Raw genomic sequence first — 24,821 nt, forward strand, 5'->3', positions numbered from 1 at the left:
ATTTGTTTTATGCTATGGATAATTAAAGATTTATATTTCTTAAAGTTTGAGGAGTTTTTTTATGCAACACCCTGCTGAATTTAAATATGCTGCTACTCACGAGTGGACTAAGGTTGAAGGTGACGTGGTTGTTACAGGTATTTCTGACCATGCACAGGATGCCTTAGGTGACTTGGTTTATATTGAATTACCAGAAATTGGTCGTGAAGTTTCTGCTGGGGAACAAACTGGTGTTGTAGAATCTGTTAAAACTGCTTCTGATATTTATGCACCTGTTGCAGGAACAATTGTTGAAATTAATACATCTTTAGAAGATGATCCAGATTTCGTAAATACTGATCCTTATGGCAAAGGTTGGTTATATAAAATTAAACCACATAATATTGATGATGTCGCAACATTACTCTCTAATGTTGATTATGAAGCAAGCTTATAAACGCTGGAATTAGGTTTATTTAGGGCATGTAATATGCCCTTTTATTTTTTATGTGATCTGATTTCAAGGGAAATAATTAAAAGATTAAATTTACTTAGGCTATTTTAAAAACCAAAGAAAATAGGCTTATTTATCGGTACTTTTATCGAACCAAGCCTTGTGGTTGCAGAATAATAATGGCTGCGCCTAAAAGTACGACACACCCACCTAAGATATCCCAGCGTGTTAATGGTAAGTGATCGACAAATCTGAGCCATAATAAAGCGGTGAAAATATAAATGCCGCCATAAGCTGCGTAGATTTTTCCTGATGCAGTTGGATGCAGTGTTAAAAGCCAGACAAAAATGCTTAGGCTAATTGCTGTAGGAATCCATAGCCATTGTGACCTGCCCTGATTTAAAATCAGATAAGGAAAATAGCAACCAAGAATTTCAGCAATAGCGGTGATAAAGAATAACCCAAATACACTGAGTATTCGGGTTATATTAGATGGGTCAAATAACATATTTATGCAGGTTCGGTGGTTTGATCTTCAAAGACTGTTAATTGTAACCCAATTGCTTTGCCGTTGTCTTTTTTAACGGTTACCGCAACATTGCCACCATTCTCTGCTAACTCACCAAACAAAATCATTTCTGCTAGCGGTTTTTTCAAATGTTCCTGAATTAAACGCTGCATTGGACGTGCACCCATTAAACGGTCATAACCATTCTCTGCCATCCAGTCTCTCGCATCTTGATCAACCTCAAGCACGACTTTTTTATCGTCTAGTTGTGCTTGTAATTCTGTTAAGAATTTATCAACAACAGACTCAATCACAACTGGTGGTAAGGCCTTAAACTGAATCACGCTGTCTAAACGGTTGCGGAATTCTGGTGAGAATGCACGTTTCATTGCATCCTGATTATCGTTACTGTTGTCTTGCTCTGTAAAACCGATACTGGTACGAGAAATACTTTCTGCACCAATGTTTGTTGTTAAAACAAGGATAACATTACGAAAATCAGATTTTCGTCCGTTATTATCAGTTAAAGATCCATGATCCATGATTTGTAATAACAAATTATAGACATCAGGGTGCGCTTTTTCGATTTCATCTAGAAGTAAGACACAATGCGGGTTTTTATGAATCGAATCAGTGAGTAATCCTCCCTGATCAAAACCGACATAACCAGGAGGTGCACCAATTAAGCGTGATACTGCATGGCGCTCCATGTATTCAGACATATCAAAACGAACCAGTTCAACCCCGAGCAAGCGAGCAAGCTGTTTGGTAACCTCTGTTTTCCCCACCCCTGTCGGGCCTGCAAATACAAAGCTACCTACAGGCTTATCTGGAGATTTTAATCCTGCACGTGATAGTTTAATTGCTGAAGCTAAAGCGGTAATTGCTTCATCTTGACCAAAGACTACACGTTTCAAGTCACGCTCTAGGTTTTCTAAGACAGATTTATCATCTTTAGATACGGTTTTTGGTGGAATACGTGCAATTTTAGACACGATGTCTTCAATGTTTTCAACCGAAATAACGCGATTTTCCTCATGATTTTTTAGACGGCGCTGTGCCCCTGCTTCATCAATCACATCAATGGCTTTATCTGGTAAAAAGCGATCATTAATGAATTTTGCTGACAGTTCTACGGCTGAAACCAACGCTTGATCATCATATTCAACCTGATGGAATTCTTCAAATTTTGATTTCAAGCCACGTAAAATATCAATTGTTTCAGAGATACTTGGTTCATTGACATCAATTTTTTGGAAACGGCGTGAAAGTGCATGATCTTTTTCAAACACTTGGCGGTATTCCTGAAAAGTGGTTGAACCAATGCAGCGTAGTGTTCCATTTGCCAGCGCAGGTTTAATCAAGTTGGAAGCATCCATTGTGCTTCCCATGCTTGAGCCTGCCCCAATGATCATGTGAATTTCATCAATAAATAAAATCGCGTTCGGATTTTTCTTCAGCGCATTTAACAGTTGTTTCAAACGTTTTTCAAAATCACCTCGATATTTGGTACCTGCAACCAATGCACCAATATCCAGACTATAAATTTCTGCTTTGCTTAACGGTTGTGGTGCTTTCCCATTAACAATAAGCCAAGCCAGCCCTTCTGCAATAGAGGTTTTCCCTACACCTGGATCACCCACTAAAAGTGGGTTATTTTTGCGACGGCGGCATAGAATTTGCGCAGCTCGCTCAATTTCTTTTTCACGGCCAATTAAAGGGTCTGTCTTACCTTTAGATGCTTCGGAATTTAAATTTAGCGTATAGAGTTCTAGTGGGCCTGTGGCGGTTGAATTATTTTCACCTTCAATATCATCACTGTCTTCTTCAACCTGAATTTCATCTTTACGTGTACCATGAGATAAATACTGAGTTAAATTCAAGCGGTTAATTTGGTGACGTTTAAGCAAGTAAACTGCAAAGGTATCGCGTTCTGAGTACATCGCAACCAAAACATCAGCACCCTCTACAGTACGATCTGTACCACTGGATTGCACATGGAAAATAGCACGCTGTAAAATTCGATCAAAACTTTCTGTAGGATGTGGTGCTTGTTCAATCGTTTCGCCGAGTTTTGGCGTATGTTGTTCAACGTATTCTTCTAGCTCTTTACGTAATAAAACAACATCTGCTCCGCATGCTTTTAATGCATTCACAGCAGAATCATTATCAAGTAATGCAAGGAGTAAATGTTCGACCGTCAAAAACTCATGTCTCTTTTGCCGAGCCATGCTTACAGCCAAACGCAGTGATACTTCTAATTGACGACTAAGCATGTGACCCCCTTTATTTTATGCTTTAGGCTCAATCTGACAAAGTAATGGATGACCTTGTGAGCGAGCGTAGTTATTCACCTGATTTGCTTTCGTTTCAGCGATATCTCGAGGATAGATGCCAGCGACACCTTTTCCCTCATAATGTACTGTTAGCATTACTTGCGTGGCTTGGTCAAGATTCATTGCAAAGAATTCTTGTAAAATTTCAATAACAAAATCCATCGGCGTGTAATCATCGTTCAATAACACCACGGCATACAACGGCGGACGTTTAAATTCTGGTGGTGCTGTTTGTACTGCGAGATCTCCATCAGCATCCTCAGATTGTCCATTTTGAAATAATGGACGCATATGCCAGTCTACATAACCCGACTGTTGAAAACGTATTTTGGCATCATTTAAGGTTGTTTTTCGCTTGGTGCTACACATAACTGTTTTCATATTTTATTCAGACTTTGCTTCTGCTTGAGGTACTTCAGAAACAAAAGAAGATGGGCTATCGACCTCTTTACCTTTGAGCCAGCTAAAACGTTTAACCTCTGTAACTGGGCCATTTAAGCGGACTTCAATATATTGTGGAACAAAACCTTTCGGCATGGTCCAGCGTCCTGTTAAACGTGCAAAGTCACTAAAATTAAAGTTTTTATCTTCCATAGGAACAACTAAAACCTCTGTCCCTCGAATTAAGCGTATTTCGACATTTCCTGCTGCATTACGACCATTTGGACTCACTTGAACTAAATCAAGTTGATATTCATAGGCATTTTCAGGAAGCGGTTGAATACTCAGGTTTTGTACAGTTAAGCTTAGCCCACCACGTTCTTTTAAAACTTTTCGATAGATTTGGCTTTGGCTCTGTGCAATCGACAAGTCCGCTTTTGCATCGTTTAATGCATCGGTCAAGTCATCGGTATTATTTACAGCAACATCACGTTCCTGAACAGCAAGGTTATATCCCTTATTCAAATTATTCAGGGTTTCTTTCTGCTTTTTCACAACATCCACAAGTTGCTGTGCATCGGCATCATAGCCCACTACAGTTAAACCTTGACGATGTCCCACCGAATAACCTAACGCAATACCACCAGTCAATAAAATAGCACCACCAATCAGGAGGTATTTATTGGATGAAAGTACGGTTTTTTTTGTCCCAATATTAGAATCTAATGGGTTATTCGATTCTGTAAGCTTTTCTGTCATCTCGAATACTCGATAAGTAGGAAAGTACGATTAAAAATAACCGTACTCGTAAAAAATATGATTAAGGTAATAACCCTATTCCAGATAATCCTTCATCCTCAGCAAAACCAAACATGATATTCATATTTTGTACGGCCTGTCCTGCTGCACCCTTAACTAAATTGTCCTGTGCAGAAAGGATGATGAGTTTATGTGAATGTGGTTTATATAAGGCGATACGTAACTGATTCGCACCACGAACGCTTCGTGTTTCAGGAGAACTGCCTGCCGGCATTACATCCACAAAGGCTTCATCACGATAAAACGCTTCATAAAGCGCCTGAAGATCAAGCTGAGCACCTTCATCGGTTAAATCTACATAAATGGTGCTTAACATACCACGAATCATTGGAACCAGATGCGGAACAAAAATAATCTGTTCAAAGCCACCTTTTTGACCTGATATGGTTTCTAAGGCTTCTACAATTTCAGGATGATGACGGTGTCCTGCAACGCCATACGCCTTAAAGTTATCAGCATTTTCAGAGTAGATCATGCCCATACTGGCTTTACGCCCTGCACCAGATACCCCAGATTTAGCATCAATAATAATACTTTCAGGTTTAATCAATGGTTTATCGGCTTTTAGTACCGGAGCCAAACCAAGCTGAACCGTAGTTGGATAACATCCCGGATTACCAATCACCATAGCTGATTGAATACGTTCACGGTTTAATTCAGATAAACCATATACGGCATTTTTTAAAATATCAGGGCAAGCGTGTTCCATGCCATACCATTTTTCAAATTGAGCCAAGTTTTGTAAACGAAAGTCTGCTGCCAGATCAATCACCTTGGTATTGGCTTCTATCAATGCTTGAGCATGTTTCATTGCTACACCATGCGGCGTTGCAAAGAAGACCACATCACATTGTTTAAGCACGTCAATATCTAAATCAGAAAAAGCGAGTCCGGTATGCCCACGTAAACTTGGGAACATATCTGCGACAGGTTTACCAGCTTCAGTTCGTGACGTGAGGACGCGCACCTGAACATCTCGATGTTTCAGTAACAATCTTAAAAGTTCAACGCCTGTATATCCCGTTCCACCCACAATACCAACTGAAATCACGACTTACCTCATGCTTGTATTCTTGAAAATGCGTCTAGTATGACAGGAACACGCTGCTTTCAAAACACCTTAGAAAGCTAAAGTTACAGCTTTTTGTTGTTCAAATGCACTTTTAAAAGGAGGATTTTATGATTCAAGCCACCATAATGGCCACTGAATTGTTTTGAGATAATCTCGGCGCTGTTCATAATCGGCATCGAAGTGGCGCACGGTACGCCAAAATGCAGGACTATGATCAAAATGTACGGTATGTACCAACTCATGCACGCAGACATAGCGAATAATCGGTGCTGGCAGCAATACCAATGCAGCATTGAGCATAATTTTTTGTTGTGTCGAACAGCTCCCCCAACGGGATTTTGCATGTCGAATCTGACTTGACTGAAAAACGAGACCTGTATTTTGACTGACTTGCTTTAACACAGGAGGTAATACCCGCTTGGCATAATCAACAATAAAAGCTTTTAGTGCCTGTGCGGCTTGTTCTTGTTGTAAATACAACATGTGTTGGGCTGCATCAAAAATAAATAATTTCTTTTGTTCGACTTGCTTTATCGATATAGAAACGCTGTGATCAAATAACTGAATATGAGACGGAACACCAACATCATCCGTTTGGCGCACTTTTTGCCATGTTTCTTGTAACCAGTCTTCTGACTGTTTTAGAAAATGTTGAATTTGCTTTTGGGTACAAAAAGCGGGGGCGGTTAAACGGATCTCGTGCGGATAAACACGTAAGCGCAAAGACTTTGCCCTTACGTGTCGAACAATTTTTACTTCGGGTAACAGTGCAGCCACAATTACTCAGCAACTCGCTCTTCAATGCCGTTATCTGTTGCAACAACAGCAATATCGGCTTTATTCAAAGCAAAAATACCATTGGTAACAACACCAGGAATATTGTTAATGGTTTTTTCTAAATCTAGCGCATCTAAAATATTTAGATTAAACACATCTAAGATGACGTTACCGTTATCTGTAACCACGCCTTCACGATATACAGGATCGCCCCCTAATGCCACCAATTTACGTGCTACGGCAGAACGAGCCATTGGAATAACTTCTACAGGTAAAGGGAACTCACGTCCTAATTGCCCAACCCATTTAGAGTCATCTACGATACATACAAACTTTTTGGCAATTGAAGCTACAATTTTTTCACGTGTTAATGCAGCACCACCACCTTTGATCATGTGTAAATGACGGTCAATTTCGTCTGCACCATCAACATAGGCATCTAAACCACCGACATGATTCATATCAATGACTTCAATACCTAGTTTCTGTAGACGTTCAGCAGTTGCTTGAGAACTCGCCACGGCACCTTCAAGTTGCAACTCTGGTAATAAGTCAATCAGGAAGTTTACGGTGCTTCCTGTACCTACACCCAAAATCCCTCCACGTGGCAAATGTTTCAGCGCAGCCTGAGCAGCAGCTTTCTTTTTCTCGTCTTGGGTTGTATATAAACTCATAAGTAAACTCAATATTTGAAATCAATGGTCGATTTGCAGCAATTTATCAGCCCAAATCTTTAGGGGTTTGTTACAATAGATGCCTATTTTAAACTGTTAAAGGGAAGATGAACATGTTGTTTCGCTTGGTAAGACAAATTTTACAAGCAACAGTCTATGATGTTGCAATAGAATCTCCTCTCGAAGCGGCACCACGAATTAGTCAAAAGCTTAACAACAACATTCGACTCAAGCGTGAAGATTTACAACCCGTATTCTCTTTTAAACTTCGTGGTGCATATAACCGCATTAGCCAACTTCCAAAAGAACAACTTGAGCGCGGTGTCATTACCGCTTCAGCAGGAAACCATGCTCAAGGGGTTGCACTCTCTGGGAAAAAACTCGGTATTCCAGCCATCATTGTCATGCCACAAACCACACCTGATATTAAAATTCAGGCTGTAAAACGCTTAGGTGGACAAGTCGTTCTCCACGGCGATGCCTTTGATGCTGCCAATAAATATGCCCAGCAACGTGCACAAGAAGAAGGCTTAACTTTTATTCCACCTTATGATGATGAACTGGTCATTGCGGGACAAGGTACCATTGCCAATGAAATCCATCGTCAATGGCGTGAAGTGGATTATATCTTTGTCGCTGTTGGGGGTGGTGGTTTAATTTCAGGAATTGCCGCTTACTTCGCCGAAGTTGCACCACATGTCAAAGTGGTTCCCGTTGAATACGATGAATCGGCATGTTTAAAAGCCGCACTTGAAGCCAATGAACGTGTCATCTTACCGCAAGTCGGTTTGTTTGCAGATGGTACAGCTGTAGCACAAATCGGAAAATTACCGTTTGATATTTTACGAATGGATAAACCTGATGGTTCAGGCAAACTTATTGAACCAGATGTGATTACAGTCAATACCGATGAAATCTGTGCAGCCATTAAAGATACCTTTGATGAAACCCGTAGTATTGTTGAACCATCGGGTGCAATGGCATTGGCTGCAATTAAAAAGTTTGTTAATGAAACCCAAATTCAGGGTAAGAACATGGTGTCGATTGTGTGTGGCGCCAATATGAACTTTGACCGTTTACGCTATATTGCAGAACGTACCGAGTTAGGCGAGCATAAAGAAGCAATCTATGCTGTTACCATCCCAGAGGAAAAAGGTTCATTCCTTAATTTCTGCCGTGCCTTACAAGGCCGCAACATTACCGAATTTAACTACCGCAGTAATGACCAACATGCAGCACAAGTGTTTGTTGGTATCAGCTTAAAAGGTGGGCAAGCCGAACGTCTGGAAATTTTTAACCTGTTAAAAGCACAATACGATGTCGATGACTTATCCGATGATGAAGTTGCGAAACTGCATATTCGTTATCTGATTGGTGGTCATGCGCATTTAGAAAATGAACGTCTTTTCCGTGTTGAATTCCCAGAACGTCCAGGCGCATTGCTCACTTTCCTTGAACGTCTAGGGCCAAATCATAACATCTCCCTGTTCCACTACCGTAACCACGGCGCAGCAGAAGGTCGTGTTCTTGTTGGATTAGAAGCCACCGATGCACAGGAAAACCCTGATGTATTGATTGAAACGCTGGAAAATATTACTTATCCATACGAAGAAATCACCCATAACTTAGGTTATCGACGTTTCTTGAAATAAGTGTCTCAGTTCAAATCAATATTTCACATCTGTTGAAATCAAAAAATAGTTGGCAATATGCCAGCTATTTTTATTTTAGAAGTTGAATACTTATTCTATAAATATGCTGTTTAAACGATTAGATCTTTTCCAAGCGAATCACTCAAACCAATAAATTGTTTTTCAATCGACGTAAATACATGTTCACTCCGTGCGATCAGGTATAAACCTATCTTTCGGTATTCTGCCGGTGTTTCTCTATAGTACTGAATATTAAATTTTGAGATGAGCGATCTTGCAATCATTGAGATTCCCATGCCCAGTTGAGTAAATTGCACCAATGCTTCATGGTCATAAATATGTGTTAATTCGCCTTTAGGGATCTGATACTCTGTATAAATATGATCTAGGGTTGAGGCATAACAGCATTCTTCTGATGCCAATAAAATATTTTGATGACAAAGACTGTCTTTCAGATTGTGATGATTCATCAAATTTTTACCAATGATGACCAGCTCATCCTCTGCTTTTTGAATATATTGAATATTTTTTTGAGTGGGATAGCCCAAAACATAGCCAATATCTAAGTGCCCTTTTAAAATTTCATCTTCAATATAACTTGTTGTTCCTGTTTTCATGGTCACAGAAAGATCGGGATACGCAGCATAAAGCTGTTGAAAAGGTGAATAAAAACACATTCCGCCTAGACTGGTATTGGTTCCAAAACGTAAATAATTTTCCTGTTGATAGATTTTATTTTCAGTTTCTTCCCAAGTGAACATCATTTTTTTATATTGCGTATACAAATGCATACCCGTTTCGGTCAGGTCAACACCTTTTGGCTTTCTAATAAAAAGCTGTTTTTTATAATGATTTTCTATTTTCTTTATTTTTGCTGTCATATTGGACTGTAAATAATTCAATTTGTGTGCCGCAGCCGTAATACTTTTTAACTCCGCAACCGTAATGAAGGAACGGATATCATTAATATCGATATTCATAACACGACCTTTACTTAATTCAAATTTTGTCTGGAAAACCAATCAACAGGTATTAAAAAAAATGATGAGTACATTAAAACATAACATTATTTATGATGTTATTTATTTTGTAAAATAAGCTCACTTCCTATCAATTGAGTACACTCCGTGAATGTTAGAGTTATCAGTGCCATCGTATTGCTATGTCTAATCTGGGGGTCTCTGTGGGGCTTGGTCAAACATAGCCTGCAAATCTACCCACCTTTTCTATTCATTTCTATGCGACTCATCTTGGCAGCAATCACTTTAATGTTTGTTCAGCGCATCATGAAAAAATCTATCATGCCGCAACATGGCGAGTGGTTACACTTAATGATGCTCAGTGTTCTTGTGTGTTTTGGCTTCTACGCCACACAAACATTTGCAATGCAGTTTGTCGATTCTGGTTTATCTGCGGTATTGGTTTTTACCATGCCTATCTTTATTGGAATCTTGGCGCATTATTTCTTGAATGAACATTTAAATCGACAAAAAATATTTGGTTTGATTTTAGGGACTCTCGGGCTCATCTCAATACTTTGGCCGCAACTGCACCATCTTGGTTTTAATGTATCTTTGATTGGACAGGTATTGTTAATCGGGTCTGGATTATTTTGGGCAATGTCAACGATTTACATCAAAAAGTATTTTGCCAGCTATGACAAAATTAAACTGACAATCTGGCAATTTTTGATGGGTGGAACAGTAATGTTGCTTTGTACCCTACCGTTTGAACCTGTAAACCTTAATGTTTGGTTAAACCCTTCAAATGATTTGGTACTCTTCTATATTGCGGTGATCGGGACAGGCTTCGCTTTTGCATTGTGGAACTGGATTGTGAGTCAGGTTGATACCTTTGTTGCATCCATCTCGATTATGTGTATTCCAATCTTAAGCTTGTTCTTTGGCGCACTGATATGGCATGAACCTTTAACGATAAATATCATCATTGGTGCAACCTTTATTTGTCTAGGTATTTTGATGAGCTCACTCAAAATCAGGGCACAAAAAGCTGGGCTGGCATATCCTCGGCATCATAAATAACGTTTCATAAATATATAATTTTGAAAAATTAAATTTATGATTTAAGCTTCTTAAAATGCAGCCCTAAAAATACGGCTGCATTTTTTATGGAAAAAATAGTCAAAATTGAAGTGAAATACTGTCATCTATTTATATACACTAAATCATAAAAATATCAGTTGTTTATTTTGTAATGTATTTATCTTTCGATATTCCTTTCACTATTCTTTCACTTTACAATAAATTAAGATATTTCTGCATGATCAATTATTTCCAACAAAAAGGATCATTATGGCAATTTTTACTGTCATCGGCTTAGGTAGTTTTGGGCAAACCATTGCTTTAGAGTTGACACGACTCGGGCATGACGTCATTGGAATAGACACCAATCAACGAAATATCGAAGATGTTGCTGACCGTGTTACCCACGCGGTGATTGCTGACGCAACAGATGAAAAAGTCTTAGAAGAACTCAATGTCCAAAAATCGGAAGCGGCGATTGTTGCAATTGGTGAAGATATTGAAGCCAGTATCTTGTGTGTGCTGAATTTAAAAAACTTAGGCATTCACCAAGTTTGGGTAAAGGCCAAAACCAAATCACACCATACCATTCTTGCCCATCTAGGGGTAGAAAAGATCATTCACCCTGAAGAAGACATGGGAATCCGCATTGCCCAAACCTTGAGTTACCCAATGGTCAGTCGTTATATGGCTTTGGCAAATGATCATTTTATTGTAAAAGTCATCATCCATGAAAAAATGAAAGGCGTCAATTTACATGGTCTTATGGGAAAATATACGGAAGAAATCAGGATTATTCTCGTCCAGCGTGACAAACATATTTTTTACACCATTTCAGAAGATTTTACCCTAGAACCCAACGACATTCTTATTGTTGAAGGACGACAGCATGACCTACAAAAACTATCTTCGAGTTTTCAATAGAATATGAAACGACTTCATCTTCCTAAACCCAAAAAAACGGTTAACCTCAGCCCGCCAAAAATATTGGCTTTAGGATTTCTGAGTTTTATTGTTATTGGAACCTGTCTGCTGAAACTACCGATTTCACACATAGGGGATTTAAGCTGGTTAAATGCTTTTTTCACAGCAACATCTGCTGTCACGATTACAGGTTTATCTGTCATCCCTATTGGTCAGACACTGACTCCTTTTGGTCAAGTCGTATTGCTTTCTTTAATTCAGATTGGCGGTTTGGGCTTTACAACTTTTGCTGTTTTGGCTGCACTCAGTTTATCTCCAAACCTTGGCTTAAAAGAACAATTGATGGTACAAAATACGCTTGGACAAACCAGTCTGAGCAAAGCCACACTCATCGCCAAGAATGTATTTACCTATACTTTATTTTTTGAAGCATTAGGGACGATTATTTTAACAATTCTTTGGTCTGAAAAGTTTAGCTTTGGAACAGCTCTGCATTTTGCACTTTTTTATAGTATCTCTGCCTTTAACAATGCAGGTTTTGCATTAACCCCTCATGGATTAATCGACTTTCATCGAGATCTTTCGATTTGCCTAACCATTAGTGGGTTATACATTACAGGTGGGCTTGGCTTTTTGGTGCTCATGGATTTAAAAGAAACGCGCGGCTGGAAACGTCTAAGTACCAACAGCAAACTGGTTTTAATGACCATGACGGTTCTCAACATAAGTGCATTTATTTTAATTTGGCTACTTGAAGCACATAATCCAAATACTCTTGGTTCTATGCCGTGGCAAGACCAAGCTCTCAATGCGTGGATTCATGCCACTGTACCTCGTTCATCGGGTTTTAATACACTGGATATTTCTCAAATGAACCATGCTTCAACCTTACTCACTATATTTCTTATGTTTATTGGCGGTGGTTCACTGAGTACGGCAGGTGGTATTAAGATTGGAACATTTATTGTGCTAGTGTTTAGTGTCATTACTTTTTTAAGGCGCAATGATGAAATTAAGATTTTAAATTATGCCATTCCATATGAAACGGCGTTTAAAGCACTTGCAGTGACTATCATCACCTGCTTTCTTATCTTTATCGGGTTATTTGCCATTTTGCTTTTTGAACCGCATAAATCATTTATCGACCTACTTTTTGAGGTTGTGTCTGCTGCCTGTACAGTTGGGCTTTCTCATGGTGTGACAGATAAACTCAATATGCCAAGTTTATTATTACTAACATTACTGATGTATGCAGGTCGGTTAGGGCCTTTGACTCTCGCCTATTTAATTGCAACACCAAAGAAAAGCCGCGTCAAACACCCAATGACCGATATTCAGGTTGGATAAACCAAAACCACGCCAAAACGTGGTTTTCTAAACTTAAAACCGATAACGTAAACTTAGTTGCGCATTCAGTGGGTCGCCTGCCAAGACGCCTGTATTAGACGAACCATTTGCCGAGGCATAATAATGGGTATTGAACAGGTTGTTCAGGTTTAGATTTACATCATAACGCTGTGTATGATAGCCCCCTGCCGCATTCATGACCGCATAACCAGCCAATACCAATTGATTATCAGGTGAAGCGTATTGGCGAGTTTGCGCACGACCACCTACTGCAACAAACCAAGCATCATCCAATTGATACTTTAACCAAAAGTTAGCAGCATGCTTCGGGGTTAATGGCGCATTTGCCCCTTTCGGTACAGTCGCTAAAACCGATTTTTTCATTTGACCATCTAAATAAGCATAGCCCGCCAAAAGTGATAATCGTGTTGTTAATTGACCGACACCACTCAATTCCACACCTTTGGTTTGTTGCTCACCCGCTAGCAATGCGCGAGTACTGTCGGTTGGGTCAGCCTGTAAAATATTATTTTGTGTGGTATTAAATATTGATAAAGTCAAATTATAATCTGGCGTAACATCCCATTTTGCCCCCACTTCATAGCTTTCCGTTTTGGTTGGCGCTAAAGCAGACAAATTATTATAGACCACCAAACTATCTGTCAAAGGCTGAAAAGATTGATTATAAGAGGCGTATAAAGAAAGATTTTTTTGTGGTTGGTACACCAACCCCACACGTGGGGAAAATGTATCATCCTGACGGTTATATCGTATGATCGCACCTGTATTCACGGTTAAAACAGATCGTTTCTGATTCAGGTCATCATAACGTACCCCCAATAGCATTTTAAATTGTGGAGAAAGCGTCATTAAGTCCTGTAAATAAATGCCTGTTGTGGTGTTATCATTTTCATTAACGGCTCTGGCCTTTGCTGTATTAATGGGCGCCCACTCAGGCAAAACAATATGATGAATCGATGTGCTATATGCCGCAGGTGAGGCGAACAATAATTCTTGTTTATCTTGATGACTGAGTTCTACACCCACTAAACCCTGATGTTCTATTTCTCCAGTTTTGAATGTGCCGGATACCTCTTGAGACGTCGATTGTCCCTTTTCCTTACGGATACGCCGAACTTGGGTCAGATTAATCATCTGTGTATTGGCATTATAAGAAGCATTGGCATATTGGCGATCTAAAGAATCGTGGTAAGCATGAATAACACCATGATATTTCCAATCATTATCAAATTGATGATCTAATGTGATGGTCTGACTGCTAATCTCTGTATCGCTATCGCCAACATCCTTTGCATTGGCTGCCCCCAAAAACTGTTTACGACCGACCTCTAACGCTTTATGCGTCGCAGGATTCACAGGTACACCCTGATCAGCCAAACGGTCGTCATGTAAATAATCTGCTTGTAATAATAACTGTGTGTGATCAGAAATATCCCATAGCAACGATGGCGAAATTACCTGACGCTTTAAAAACGCCTGATCACGATATCCTTTTGAGTCCTCTACTGCACCTGTCACTCGTAATTTAACATTTGGGCTAATCGGCTGATTCACATCAATTTCGGTACGGCGTTGTCCAATCGTACTGCCAGAAAGAGAGACTTCACGCAAAACATCATCTAATGGTTTTTTGGTGATCCGATTGACAATACCACCTGCCGAACCTCGTCCATACAATACCGATGCAGGGCCTTTTAAGACTTCTATCCGTTCTGTATTCGATAAATCTCGGTAATACATCGCATCATCGCGTAAACCATCGACATAATTATCAAAAATAGCGTTAAAACCACGTATCGAAATTTGGTCGCTTCGTGCATCGCCCGTATTAAAACCAATACCCGCCACATTTTGTAAAGCCCCTTGTAAAGACGTCACACCTTGATCTCGCAATACTTCAACAGGAATGACATTCACGGTTTGTGGTACATCTTTTAACGGCATATCTATTTTGGTTGCAGACGATGCCCGACTGGTCTGTTCAGCTAAATCTTGTCGCTGCTTCGCTTTAACTTGAATTGATGGTAGCTGGATTGGTTCATTATCAGCATATACCGATGCTATGACTGACAAACAAGAGAGAAATAATAGGTTGCGCTTCAAACGCATCGCAAAAACTTGAGCTGTAGCATTCATATTGAATCCGTTTTTAATTATTGCATACAAAACTTTACTATAATTACATAAAAGGCACATAAATAAAATGAGAATGATTATAATTATTATTCATAAAATTAATTTATTACACTTTGATCTATTCATATTATGAAAGCAATAAAAAACCACGCCGAAACGTGGTTTTTAGGTATTTTTTAGAGTGCTATAGCAAACTTAGAACCAATCCATCAACGACACACCTACACCAATATAGTTAGCACGATGGTTATAATCGATCAGGCTTTCACCATAACCGCTAAAATATTGAATCTGACCGCGCAACTTTCCTTTAATCGGGAATGTCCAGTCAAATTGTGCTGCACCATGTGAAGCATCGCCTGTTCTGAGTGAATGTCGTAGCATCAATGAAAAATTATGGTCATGCCATTTATAAAATGCTGTTACATCTGCACGACCCACATAGTTTTCAATATCAGGGTTGTTATCATCCGCCGCTGCTTCTGGAATTCGATACCATGGACGAATCATCACGGCAAAATTGCCACGCTCTAAACCGAGGTTCAGCATTACCCTGTTCCAGCTACGTGAAAATGGATCTGCCTTACCATTTGATTGATGGTTAAAGGTGACCCCCAATAAACGACCATCTAAACCCAACAGGTTATAGTTGGTACGGAAAATCAGGCTCGCTTCGGGTTCATAGTTGGTCTCACGGAACGGGCGTGATTCCTCTGAGTTATACACTTGCCAACGTGATGACTGTGTATAGGCTAACCAAAGATCACCATTGTCCCCAAAAATATTTTCCCAAGCCTTGGTTTTTAACGAAAGCTGGAATTTAGACTCGGTAAAGTTAAGATTTTGTCGCACCGTCACTGTATTAACAGAATTTGGACTACTCGGCAATTCATTACGATTACTGGTCCAGAAAACAGGTAACGCATATACAGGTTTATAAGCCCGAATATTCCATGTTCCCAATTTACTTTGCGGTGATAACTCCCAACGACTGTCTAATAGCGAGCTATTGGCACTCATTGGCGTTACATCATCCGAATAGATAAAGTGCAATGAACGTGCCAGCTTCGCTTTCAAACTTCGATCATCTGAAGCGGTGTTCTGACGTTCTGAAGCCTGTAACGGTGCGCTAACCACTTTGGGTGGTTCAACCGTCTTGGCTGCGGCTGTCAGGCCGTCAGATAGATTATCCTGTTTTTGCTTAAAGTAACTGTCATAACACACTAAACGGTCTGCATCACTTAAAATGCCAGAACAGGCTTCGGCACTGGTTGGGTGAAAACTTGCTGTTTCAGTGGCTGTGTCCGCAGCAAAAGTAGCAGATGAAAGCATACTGCCCACCAAAGGCAGTAATACTAGCGCCAGACCATTGCGTTCAAATGTTTTGAACTGCATAGGTGCAATCTCCGATTAATTTACTTGTTGAATTTCAAAACCGAGTTGTTCTAACTGTTCATGCTTAGCAAATGGCGCTACAACGGCTTTCACAGGCTGAACCGAGATTAAATATTGCTGTGCAACACGTTGAATATCGTCAACTGTCACCGCCAAAATTCGAGAACGCATTTCATTTCTAAACTGTGGTGTACGTTGATGTAACAGTGCATAACACGCTGTAATAGCCTCACCCGCAGGAGAACCTGGTTTATCCATACCTGCAATCAGTCCTAAAATTGCTTCTTCAAGCTGATGGGGTTGGTGTTCAGAGGTTATAAGCCACTGTAAGCTTGCTTCAAAATCTGCAAAGGTTTCTGTTAAACGTGGGTCACGATAACTAAAGAAACGGAAAGAACATGCGTTACCATCGTAATTTGCGCCACCACCATAAGCACCACCTTTTTCACGAATAGCACTGTGTAAGAATCCATTTCGCAAATACGCAGCCAATACCATTAAAGGTGCAGCATCAGGATGCGTTACTTCCACCGCAGGATATGCCGATGCACAGAATTGAACATTGGTTTGAATCAACCATGCCAGATCTTGATTAGTTGATGCACGTGACAAATCTTGTAATTCAACTGAACCTTTTTGAACTGCAACTTTATCCCAGACCTGCTGAACCTGTTCAGTCAGCGTCTCACTATGATGTTCTTCACAAACTAACAAAAATTGTTTTGGCGCCCGAAGTAAGATTTGATGAATATTTTGTAGCTCTTGAATAAATGCCGCATATTCTGCTTCATCTTGTTCAATCCGTGAAATCAAATCACCCAACCAGTTTAATGCACCTAAACCTGTATTTAGATAATCGCGTTGTGCCAAACCACTCATGTTACGTGAAGCAGCTTGCATGGCATAACTATGTCCAGAACCTGACAAACGAGACTGCCAACGTGTTTTACGTTGTTGTAATAACTCTAAAATACGTGATTTTTCATCAAAACGGAGTTGTTCAAATGCCATTTTCAACAAGGCAATGGCATCAAAACGGTCTGCAAGTGATTTGGTGGTGAGAGTTAACCACGCACTAATTTTTTGTTTATCGGACACATCACTACGCAAAGATGCCCCCATGCCTAAACCACCACTCACAGCGGTTTGGATTTGCTGGAAGCTCAAATAGTCATGCTCGCCAGCACCCACTTCACCCATCAGCACAGCCAACAAGTTAAAGTACGGCGAATGTACAATTTCATCAGGAATTGCAATCAAAACTTGCTGATAGTACAAACCATTTGTACCTGCATGATAAAGGTGTAATGGCATATCTAAACCATTACTAATAATTTCACGCAATTGCCCTTTTACAATTTGTAGTTCGGCTGGAATATCATCCAAACCAACTTTTGGCAACACCTCTAAGTCATCAGGTGTTTCCTGACGTTCTTTTAATGCATCTGTATTCTTTTGAATCTCTGCACGGTCTTCTTCAGTTAAAGTTGCATCTAGCGCATCCAAACGCGCTTGTTCAGTGGCCTGATCTTGTGCTGACTTATTTGCATCTGGAGCAAGCGTTAGCTGTACACGGTGCTGATTATCCAACAAATAGGTCTGAATGAGCTTAGACAACCACATTGGGTCTTTAAGCTCTTCTTTTACAACTGCAATCGCATGGTCAATATCCCAAACAGCAATCGGGTCACTATGATGAATAACGCTACCTAAGCCATTTAGAATAACGCTTAACCCGTATGGCGAACCATCTCCACCAATTTCACGCTGATGTAATTCAATTTGATGCAGAATCGATTCAATCACATCCTGATCGATCGGTTTGGATGCAACCTCTGTCAGAATATTTAAAACGCCTGTTTTAAAGGTTTCTGCATATTCAGGTTCTGAACCTTGAACCGCACAGAAGAAAGTCATTTCAAAATTACTATCGTCTACGCCCATGAATGGACCCGTTGCATCAGCATAGCCACATGTTTCAAGGTAATGACGCAAAGGTGAAGCCGAGTTTTCTAACAGCACACCTTCCACCAAACGCATGCCTAAACGCAATTTGATATCGCTTGACTCTGGCAATAACCAAGACAGAACATGGTAGGTTTTATTTTTCAAATCATCGCCATCTACAGCATAACTTTCTGTAAATGCAGCAGGTTGTGTCAGACGTTGTTCATGCGTTGAATATAAGGTTGTGCCTTTTTCAAATTTATGTAACGCCTGTGTTTCAATCTGCTCTTGTAAGTCATAGACAGATTGATTACCAAAACTCATAAAAATAGCGTTACTTGGATGATAATGCGACTGATAGAACGCACATAAGGCTTCGTAGCTTAAATCTGGAATGTCTTTAGGGTCGCCACCAGAGTTATAATGATAAGTCGTTTTTGGAAATAAATGATGTGCCAGTTGGTGATAAAGCTGATCTGAAGGAGAACTCATTGCTCCTTTCATTTCATTAAATACCACACCTTTGAAAACAGGTTTATTGTTTTCATCCAATTCAACACGAATACCTTCTTGTGCAAAATCTAATGGATTTAAGTTTGCGGCAAAAACTGCATCTAAATAAACCGATAATAAGTTTTGAAAATCTTTTTTATTTTGTGTTGCAAAAGGATAAGCCGTCCAGTCTGCCGCAGTAAAGGCATTCATAAATGTATTTAATGAACGGCGAATCATTAAGAAAAACGGGTCACGTACAGGATATTTTTCAGAACCACACAGTACCGTATGCTCAAGAATATGTGCCTCTCCCTTTGAATCCATCGGTTGAGTACGGAATGCGACAAGGAATACATTTTCATCATTATCACTTGCCAGATGGTAATGTACAGCTTCCGTTACTTTATGCTTGTATTCATAGACATGGATATCTAAAGCTTCAACATGGTGTTGACGTAACAACTGAAACGCAGGATGGACAGTTTGAGAAATAGTTTCAGTGACATCTACAGTCATGTGATCTCCTATAAAATCTTCATTAATTTTCATATTTGCATTATAGCGGTATATTCATGATTTTCACGTAAAACTTGAGTGATTTGGTAGTGTAACCGTATGCTCGGTATCAGACTCTCATTTAAAATATCAGCTTTAAAAACTGCCAATCCCCTATAAAACGATTCACCAAGAATTTTTTATGATTTATGTTAAAAATAGAACGAACGTAACAAACATTGTCATAATATATTGACCATAAGTCTCTTTACTGTCTAAACCTTAAATGTATTGCCCTTTTCAAGATGACATTACCTAAACTAATGGTAAAATACGGTCATCTTGTACTTCATCAAACGCTCTTCAACGACTGAATTATTGTGAATAAAAGATTATCTAAGCCATCTTCTTTCCCTCTTGGGGCACATTTAATTGTTAAACACCTTGGCTATACTCACCATGGTATCTATGCTGGTCGTGGTCGTGTTATCCATTATTCTGGTCTCGCGCATTTCTTCAAGAAAAAACCTATTGAAATCACAAATTTAAAACAGTTTTCTCATGGCAAGACTATTTCTATTCGACATTATGATCAACCCAAATATAAAGGTCGGACGGTTGTTCGTCGAATGCGTTCGCGTATTCATGAAAATCAATATCATTTAATTATGAATAACTGTGAACATTTATGCAGTTGGGCAATTACAGGGGTTGAAAGCAGCCCACAAGTTTTGAAGATGATGAATCGATTAACAACCATTGGTTATGTTAGTTCAATTATGAGCTATATGAATAGCCTATTTTTAACCCTTGCAACCACCTGTTTTGCCTTGGTGCTATACATCAAAAAGAAGCTTAAAGACAAAGCCAAGATTAAGCTTATTCAAACCATGCTTGAACATCAACATAAAGATAAATCAGACTCTTAATCCTAAATATAAATGTTCTATTCGATGGGTAGATTATTCTTTTTCTAAAGTGTCATCATTCAATTTATTGTTCTGAATTTCAAATAAATTTTCTTCAAGCAAATGATTTGATTCCACAATTTTTTTAGCAATGTAATATGAATCTCTCATTCGGATAAGTACGATTTGCGAATGAAGTGAAATTTCACCAAATTCAGAACGCACCTGCACATAGTGTAATTGTCCGTATTCATCACGTACACGTGCCTGAGCGGTGCTTTCTGGTCGAGCATTCCCACTGCTAATGGTTGCTAAACGCCCAAGCAAGTTCAGTTGACGGCTTTCAAACTTGGGCTTAATCACCTGATCTAGACAATGAATCATGAACACCGTAAAAAATAAGGCAATGACCAACGCAGGTAAAAGTAAATAAGCCACAGAGGCGAATTTTTGCTGATAAGAAAAGAAGAAAAACTGTAAGAAATAGCCTGCAAAACTAAAGTTAATCAGGAAAAAAATCACAATCAAAATTTTAGAAAATTTGATTTGTAATAACGGTGCAGCCCATCCTCGTGGCACAAAGTTGCGTAAAAAAGAGAATGGACGCACACCGAAGTAGAAACCAATCGTTTCAATAATACTAAGCACAACAAGTGTTACCACACTCAAATGAAATGGTAACAACTCGGTATGTGTAAGAAAGTTGTGCAATGGCACAAGATTAGGAAAGATAAATTCCACCATCGGAATGCACACTTATCGCTAATTTTTGTAGAAATTCCCCAGTACAAGGTCCAGCAACACACTCGCCTGTTTCAACGGTAAATAAAGCACCATGTGTTGAACATTCGATATATTCCTGATCCTGATCTAAAAACTGGTTTTCTAAAAACTCAAGTTCAACTTGTAAATGAGGACATATATTTTTATATGCGAAAAACATACCATCGCGTTGTGTGACGAAAATATTTTCGCCATCTGGCAACTCAAATGAGCGCGCTTCACGCTCAGGTACATCTTCTGTCATACAAATTTTGTACATTATGCAAGATCCATTTCCATTGTTTTGAGTAGTTTAGCATATTTATCAATACTCAAACGAGGGCCAAACTGTGCAACAACCTCACTTGAAATTAAAATCGCTAATTCGGCAGCTTGTTCCAAATCAAAACCTTTTTTGATGGCATAAAGGAATGCACCTGCAAACGCATCGCCAGCGCCATTGGTATCTACTGCATTCACTTTACGACCTTCTACATAAATTTTTTCTGCATGTGTGGCAACCAAGGCACCTTTCGCCCCAAGTGTAATCACCACTGTTTTATTTTGCACTAATAACTGCGTAACTGCTTCATCAATACTGTCTTTTCCTGTAAACATTAAGGCTTCTTGTTCATTACAGAACAGTAAATCAACTCCTTCAGCAAGCATTTCTTCTAAGCCTGTACGTGCATATTGCACCATTGCTGGGTCAGATAATGACACTGCAACCTGAATCTGATGTTGTTTTGCCACTTCACGCGCTTTTAACACCGCTTGACGTGCGCTATCACTGGTCGATAAATACCCTTCGATATACAACCATTTTGCTTGAGTGAGTGCCGTATAATCAATTTCATTTACGGATAAATCAGCCGTTGTACCCAAATAAGTATGCATGGTACGTTCTGTATCAGGTGTAATCAGTACCATACATGTCCCTGTTACGCCATCACAAATAGATTGCTCGGCAGTACGAATTCCAACATCGTTTAAACCATCTAGGTAAAATTGACCTGATTCGCCCTGTCCAACTCGGCAACCATAAAATGCACGTCCACCCAACGCAGCAAATGCCACCGTTGTATTGGCCGCAGAACCACCACTTGCCTGACCTTTATACAATTGTGTATCACGCAAGTTACTATATAACTGTGCCTGAGTATCACCATCTGTCAATTGCATTGTGCCTTTTTGCAAGTTCTGTTCTGTCAGAAATGTATCTGACACCTGAAACTCTTGGTCAATAATGGCATTGCCGATAGCAAAAAGATCGAGTGCTGACATAGGTTTACTCATCGCTTAATTCAAGAAAGGCGGACATTCTACATGAACGACTTACAACACTGTAGTTTATTGAAAAAAATTCAGCTTAATTTATTAAGCCCAACCAACCGTCATTTTTATGAAGATATTATTTAGATCAAAATTTAACTTGTAATTTAATTGAATACTCAAGTATTATACAATAAATAAATTTAAGAATTTCTGGATATGAATAAGATTGATTTGATACTCGATCAACATTTAGTTGGATCTCTACTCAGCAAAAAGATAGATTTGGCACTCAGTGTTCACGGCATAAATCTAACCGAATTTATCTTAATGCATCACCTCAGTTTTGCTCTAGACGTAGGGTTAAACCGAATTTCTTTAGCGAATAAAGTTGCGCTAACTGCCTCTGGCATTACACGTGTTCTACAACCTATGGAAAAAATTGGTTTAATCGAAAAAGCAACAAATCCTCGTGATGCGAGACAAAGTTTTGTTGTTCTGACTCAAAGTGGCAGAACACTTTTGGACAATGCAACAACAACTGTTAAACAGACTATAGATTCAATTTTTTCACTTTTAGATGAAAATGAAATCCAAAACTTAAAGTTATTATTAAGTAAATTAAAAATTTAGATAAATTCCAATTCTATATTGATGGTTAAACGCCTACTTTAATCATTCCTAATCGTTTCATCAGCGCTTCAGAAGGACAATTCATAGCAGCTGTAAATGAAACTACTTTAGATAAATTCAAGATATGAAACGCATATTCTAAAATAGCTTGAGTGCATTATTGTTTCTCAAGTTTAAAATGATTTTTCAACCTACGATTTAATACAGCAATCACCGTTTTAACATTCATTTTCATTTTTTACTTCCTGCAATGGTTGTATTTTTTGTTCCTGAGATAACGGATGAATAGGTATCGGTGCATCAGTTCGAACATGAGGTTTAAATGCTTGCTTCTGACCATTTACAGGCTTTTTCATATGGATAGGTCGATAGTTTTTACTAAATACGACACCGCCAATTCGCCAACCATCCAAACAAGTGACACTCCCCCAAAAGCGTTTTAGAGATTCGACCTGTACTCCAATAATGCCTTGATTATTATCGATATCCACCATTTTATCACCCGTTACCCCCGTTGGATGTACAGGCTCGTTATATAAAGCGGTTTTAAAAATAACATCCCAAATGGCAAAGACCTGCCCAAAATTACAATTATGTAGTGTCGGACGTTCAGGGACAAAATCCATGTGATGTAAACGATGAAATTCTGGACTCACAAAAATTTTACCGAACACTGGACCAAAACCAATCCGCACATTGGCATGCGAAAAGTTCTGTACCAGTTCGCCAAGTAGCATTAACCAGACAAACTCTTCACCTGATACCCCCCAGAATATCCCAACACCTGCTAATACAAACGATTGCCCCATCCCATCTAGATAATTAGTACGGTCATTGGTCCAACAGCTCATCTGGCGTTGACTATGGTGAAAGCTATGCATTGCCCACCACCACGGGATAACGTGCTGAATACGGTGCATCCAGTAATACACCAAATCGTAACTTAAATAATAAAGGATAAAAAACGCCCATGGATGTGCTTGCAACCAAGGAAACTGGCTACGCATACTCCAGACAGGCTCATCACCCTGTGCTGGTGAAACACCACCAACATAATTCACAATGGGCGTCATGATCAAAAAGGCAAATAATGGGAATAAACCGACCAACATCAGCCAAGTTAGATGAAAATCGATACGGGCATAACGACGATCTGCCCACTTTTCAGCAGGAATTAAATTCTCTAATGGGCGAAATAAGCCACCAATAATCAATAGCTGTAACAAACCAATCATTAAGGTTGCTGCAATTTCTGTTGGTGTATCGGTGTATTTTGTAATATGTAAAAAATTGAGCACTGGTAAAATTGCATGACTACCGAGCCAATTCGCACCTTGATCCCAAAGTATTGCTATTTCAGAGAACATATCTCATTTCGCCCTAAAAATATAATTAAAATTAAGCATATAACAACACATGAAAAACTCTCTTTTTGTATTATAAAGAATGCCTAAAGCCAATATGATGCACCTTATTTATTCAACTTTAATCAATACAGTTTGCAATTGCTTTTCAATTTATATAGTGCTGTTTCAACACAATAAATGTAATGATAGTAATCGATAACAATCTATTATTTTGTATATTTTAATCATTTCACCAACTTTTGATTGTTATTATTCTTTATTTCTCTCCTAAAACAAAAAATGGAAGCTTACGCTCCCATTTCAGACTGCTGACAAAGGTTGTTCCCACAAGGACAACCTTTTTCTATAATGGAAAGATGCTGAAATCTAACTCGACCCAACAAGAAATTGAGATGGTGACACTCGATAGCCTCGTGCCCAAAGAT

General features: G+C 39.1%; 22 protein-coding genes and 1 pseudogene. 7 read left to right on the top strand and 16 right to left on the bottom strand.

The genetic code is table 11. The annotated features are described in order from the left end of the window. Positions 1–61 precede the first annotated feature (61 nt). Positions 62–436, top strand: a complete 375-nt coding sequence (gene gcvH / locus ABDV70_RS01590) for a glycine cleavage system protein GcvH (protein ID WP_343594862.1) — start codon at positions 62–64, stop codon at positions 434–436. 142 nt (positions 437–578) lie between these two features. Here gcvH and ABDV70_RS01595 read toward each other — a convergent pair whose 3' ends face one another. The 7 genes from ABDV70_RS01595 to rpiA form a co-directional block, all read right to left on the bottom strand. Continuing rightward, positions 579–941, bottom strand: a complete 363-nt coding sequence (locus ABDV70_RS01595) for a YnfA family protein (protein WP_343594864.1) — start codon at positions 939–941, stop codon at positions 579–581. Positions 942–943: 2 nt separating this feature from the next. Beyond that, on the bottom strand, positions 944–3,217 hold the full coding sequence (gene clpA / locus ABDV70_RS01600) for an ATP-dependent Clp protease ATP-binding subunit ClpA (protein WP_343594866.1): 2,274 nt from the start codon (positions 3,215–3,217) through the stop codon (positions 944–946). 15 nt (positions 3,218–3,232) lie between these two features. Next, complete coding sequence (clpS, locus tag ABDV70_RS01605; protein WP_343594918.1) at positions 3,233–3,646, bottom strand: ATP-dependent Clp protease adapter ClpS; 414 nt, start codon at positions 3,644–3,646, stop codon at positions 3,233–3,235. Positions 3,647–3,661: 15 nt separating this feature from the next. Then, positions 3,662–4,417 carry a DUF6776 family protein gene (locus ABDV70_RS01610; RefSeq protein WP_343594868.1) on the bottom strand — a complete coding sequence of 252 codons (756 nt, stop codon included), beginning with the start codon at positions 4,415–4,417 and terminating at the stop codon, positions 3,662–3,664. A 61-nt stretch (positions 4,418–4,478) separates the two neighbouring features. Beyond that, positions 4,479–5,528 (bottom strand): N-acetyl-gamma-glutamyl-phosphate reductase, encoded by a 1,050-nt coding sequence (gene argC, locus ABDV70_RS01615; RefSeq protein ID WP_343594870.1) that lies wholly within the window; start codon positions 5,526–5,528, stop codon positions 4,479–4,481. Between the two features lie 126 nt (positions 5,529–5,654). Further along, entirely contained in the window at positions 5,655–6,326 is a 672-nt protein-coding gene (locus tag ABDV70_RS01620; RefSeq protein ID WP_343594872.1) for a SprT family zinc-dependent metalloprotease, read from the bottom strand. A 2-nt stretch (positions 6,327–6,328) separates the two neighbouring features. Further along, entirely contained in the window at positions 6,329–7,000 is a 672-nt protein-coding gene (gene rpiA / locus ABDV70_RS01625) for a ribose-5-phosphate isomerase RpiA (RefSeq protein WP_343594874.1), read from the bottom strand. Positions 7,001–7,107: 107 nt separating this feature from the next. Here rpiA and ilvA point away from each other — a divergent pair, with 107 nt between their 5' ends. Further along, positions 7,108–8,652 carry a threonine ammonia-lyase, biosynthetic gene (gene ilvA, locus ABDV70_RS01630; protein WP_343594876.1) on the top strand — a complete coding sequence of 515 codons (1,545 nt, stop codon included), beginning with the start codon at positions 7,108–7,110 and terminating at the stop codon, positions 8,650–8,652. Between the two features lie 110 nt (positions 8,653–8,762). Here ilvA and ABDV70_RS01635 read toward each other — a convergent pair whose 3' ends face one another. Then, on the bottom strand, positions 8,763–9,632 hold the full coding sequence (locus ABDV70_RS01635) for a LysR family transcriptional regulator (RefSeq protein WP_343594878.1): 870 nt from the start codon (positions 9,630–9,632) through the stop codon (positions 8,763–8,765). Positions 9,633–9,779: 147 nt separating this feature from the next. On the opposite strand from ABDV70_RS01635, the gene ABDV70_RS01640 reads away from it, so the two are divergent. From ABDV70_RS01640 to ABDV70_RS01650, 3 genes are all read left to right on the top strand, one after another. Continuing rightward, positions 9,780–10,694, top strand: a complete 915-nt coding sequence (locus ABDV70_RS01640) for a DMT family transporter (protein WP_343594880.1) — start codon at positions 9,780–9,782, stop codon at positions 10,692–10,694. Between the two features lie 270 nt (positions 10,695–10,964). Beyond that, positions 10,965–11,618 carry a TrkA family potassium uptake protein gene (locus ABDV70_RS01645; RefSeq protein WP_343594882.1) on the top strand — a complete coding sequence of 218 codons (654 nt, stop codon included), beginning with the start codon at positions 10,965–10,967 and terminating at the stop codon, positions 11,616–11,618. 3 nt (positions 11,619–11,621) lie between these two features. Then, complete coding sequence (locus tag ABDV70_RS01650) at positions 11,622–12,965, top strand: potassium transporter TrkG (protein WP_343594883.1); 1,344 nt, start codon at positions 11,622–11,624, stop codon at positions 12,963–12,965. Positions 12,966–12,998: 33 nt separating this feature from the next. Here ABDV70_RS01650 and ABDV70_RS01655 read toward each other — a convergent pair whose 3' ends face one another. From ABDV70_RS01655 to ABDV70_RS01665, 3 genes are all read right to left on the bottom strand, one after another. Next, positions 12,999–15,089, bottom strand: coding sequence for a TonB-dependent siderophore receptor (locus tag ABDV70_RS01655; RefSeq protein WP_343594920.1), 2,091 nt, complete (start codon positions 15,087–15,089; stop codon positions 12,999–13,001). A 228-nt stretch (positions 15,090–15,317) separates the two neighbouring features. Further along, on the bottom strand, positions 15,318–16,517 hold the full coding sequence (locus ABDV70_RS01660) for a phospholipase A (RefSeq protein WP_343594884.1): 1,200 nt from the start codon (positions 16,515–16,517) through the stop codon (positions 15,318–15,320). Positions 16,518–16,532: 15 nt separating this feature from the next. Further along, entirely contained in the window at positions 16,533–19,475 is a 2,943-nt protein-coding gene (locus ABDV70_RS01665; RefSeq protein ID WP_343594886.1) for an insulinase family protein, read from the bottom strand. A 356-nt stretch (positions 19,476–19,831) separates the two neighbouring features. On the opposite strand from ABDV70_RS01665, the gene ABDV70_RS01670 reads away from it, so the two are divergent. Beyond that, positions 19,832–20,383, top strand: coding sequence for a lecithin retinol acyltransferase family protein (locus ABDV70_RS01670; RefSeq protein ID WP_343594922.1), 552 nt, complete (start codon positions 19,832–19,834; stop codon positions 20,381–20,383). A 33-nt stretch (positions 20,384–20,416) separates the two neighbouring features. On the opposite strand, the gene ABDV70_RS01675 is transcribed toward ABDV70_RS01670, so the two are convergent. The 3 genes from ABDV70_RS01675 to ABDV70_RS01685 are packed head-to-tail and all read right to left on the bottom strand — an operon-like array spanning position 20,417 to position 22,408. Then, positions 20,417–21,106 (bottom strand): OB-fold-containig protein, encoded by a 690-nt coding sequence (locus tag ABDV70_RS01675; protein WP_343594887.1) that lies wholly within the window; start codon positions 21,104–21,106, stop codon positions 20,417–20,419. Next, positions 21,084–21,389 (bottom strand): Rieske (2Fe-2S) protein, encoded by a 306-nt coding sequence (locus tag ABDV70_RS01680; protein WP_343594924.1) that lies wholly within the window; start codon positions 21,387–21,389, stop codon positions 21,084–21,086. The genes ABDV70_RS01675 and ABDV70_RS01680 overlap by 23 nt, the downstream gene beginning before the upstream one ends. A 14-nt stretch (positions 21,390–21,403) precedes the next feature. Next, positions 21,404–22,408 (bottom strand): adenosine kinase, encoded by a 1,005-nt coding sequence (locus tag ABDV70_RS01685; protein WP_343594889.1) that lies wholly within the window; start codon positions 22,406–22,408, stop codon positions 21,404–21,406. A gap of 207 nt (positions 22,409–22,615) precedes the next feature. Here ABDV70_RS01685 and ABDV70_RS01690 point away from each other — a divergent pair, with 207 nt between their 5' ends. Further along, a complete protein-coding gene (locus ABDV70_RS01690) occupies positions 22,616–23,029 on the top strand; it encodes a MarR family transcriptional regulator (protein ID WP_343594890.1) in 414 nt (137 codons plus the stop codon). Between the two features lie 34 nt (positions 23,030–23,063). Here ABDV70_RS01690 and ABDV70_RS01695 read toward each other — a convergent pair. Both ABDV70_RS01695 and ABDV70_RS01700 read right to left on the bottom strand, forming a co-directional pair. After that, positions 23,064–23,177, bottom strand: a pseudogene (locus tag ABDV70_RS01695) (GNAT family N-acetyltransferase); the annotation flags it as partial. Between the two features lie 70 nt (positions 23,178–23,247). Beyond that, complete coding sequence (locus ABDV70_RS01700; protein WP_343594891.1) at positions 23,248–24,396, bottom strand: sterol desaturase family protein; 1,149 nt, start codon at positions 24,394–24,396, stop codon at positions 23,248–23,250. Positions 24,397–24,821 lie beyond the last annotated feature (425 nt).

This window comes from Acinetobacter sp., from assembly GCF_039596015.1.
Classification (GTDB): Bacteria; Pseudomonadota; Gammaproteobacteria; order Pseudomonadales; family Moraxellaceae; genus Acinetobacter.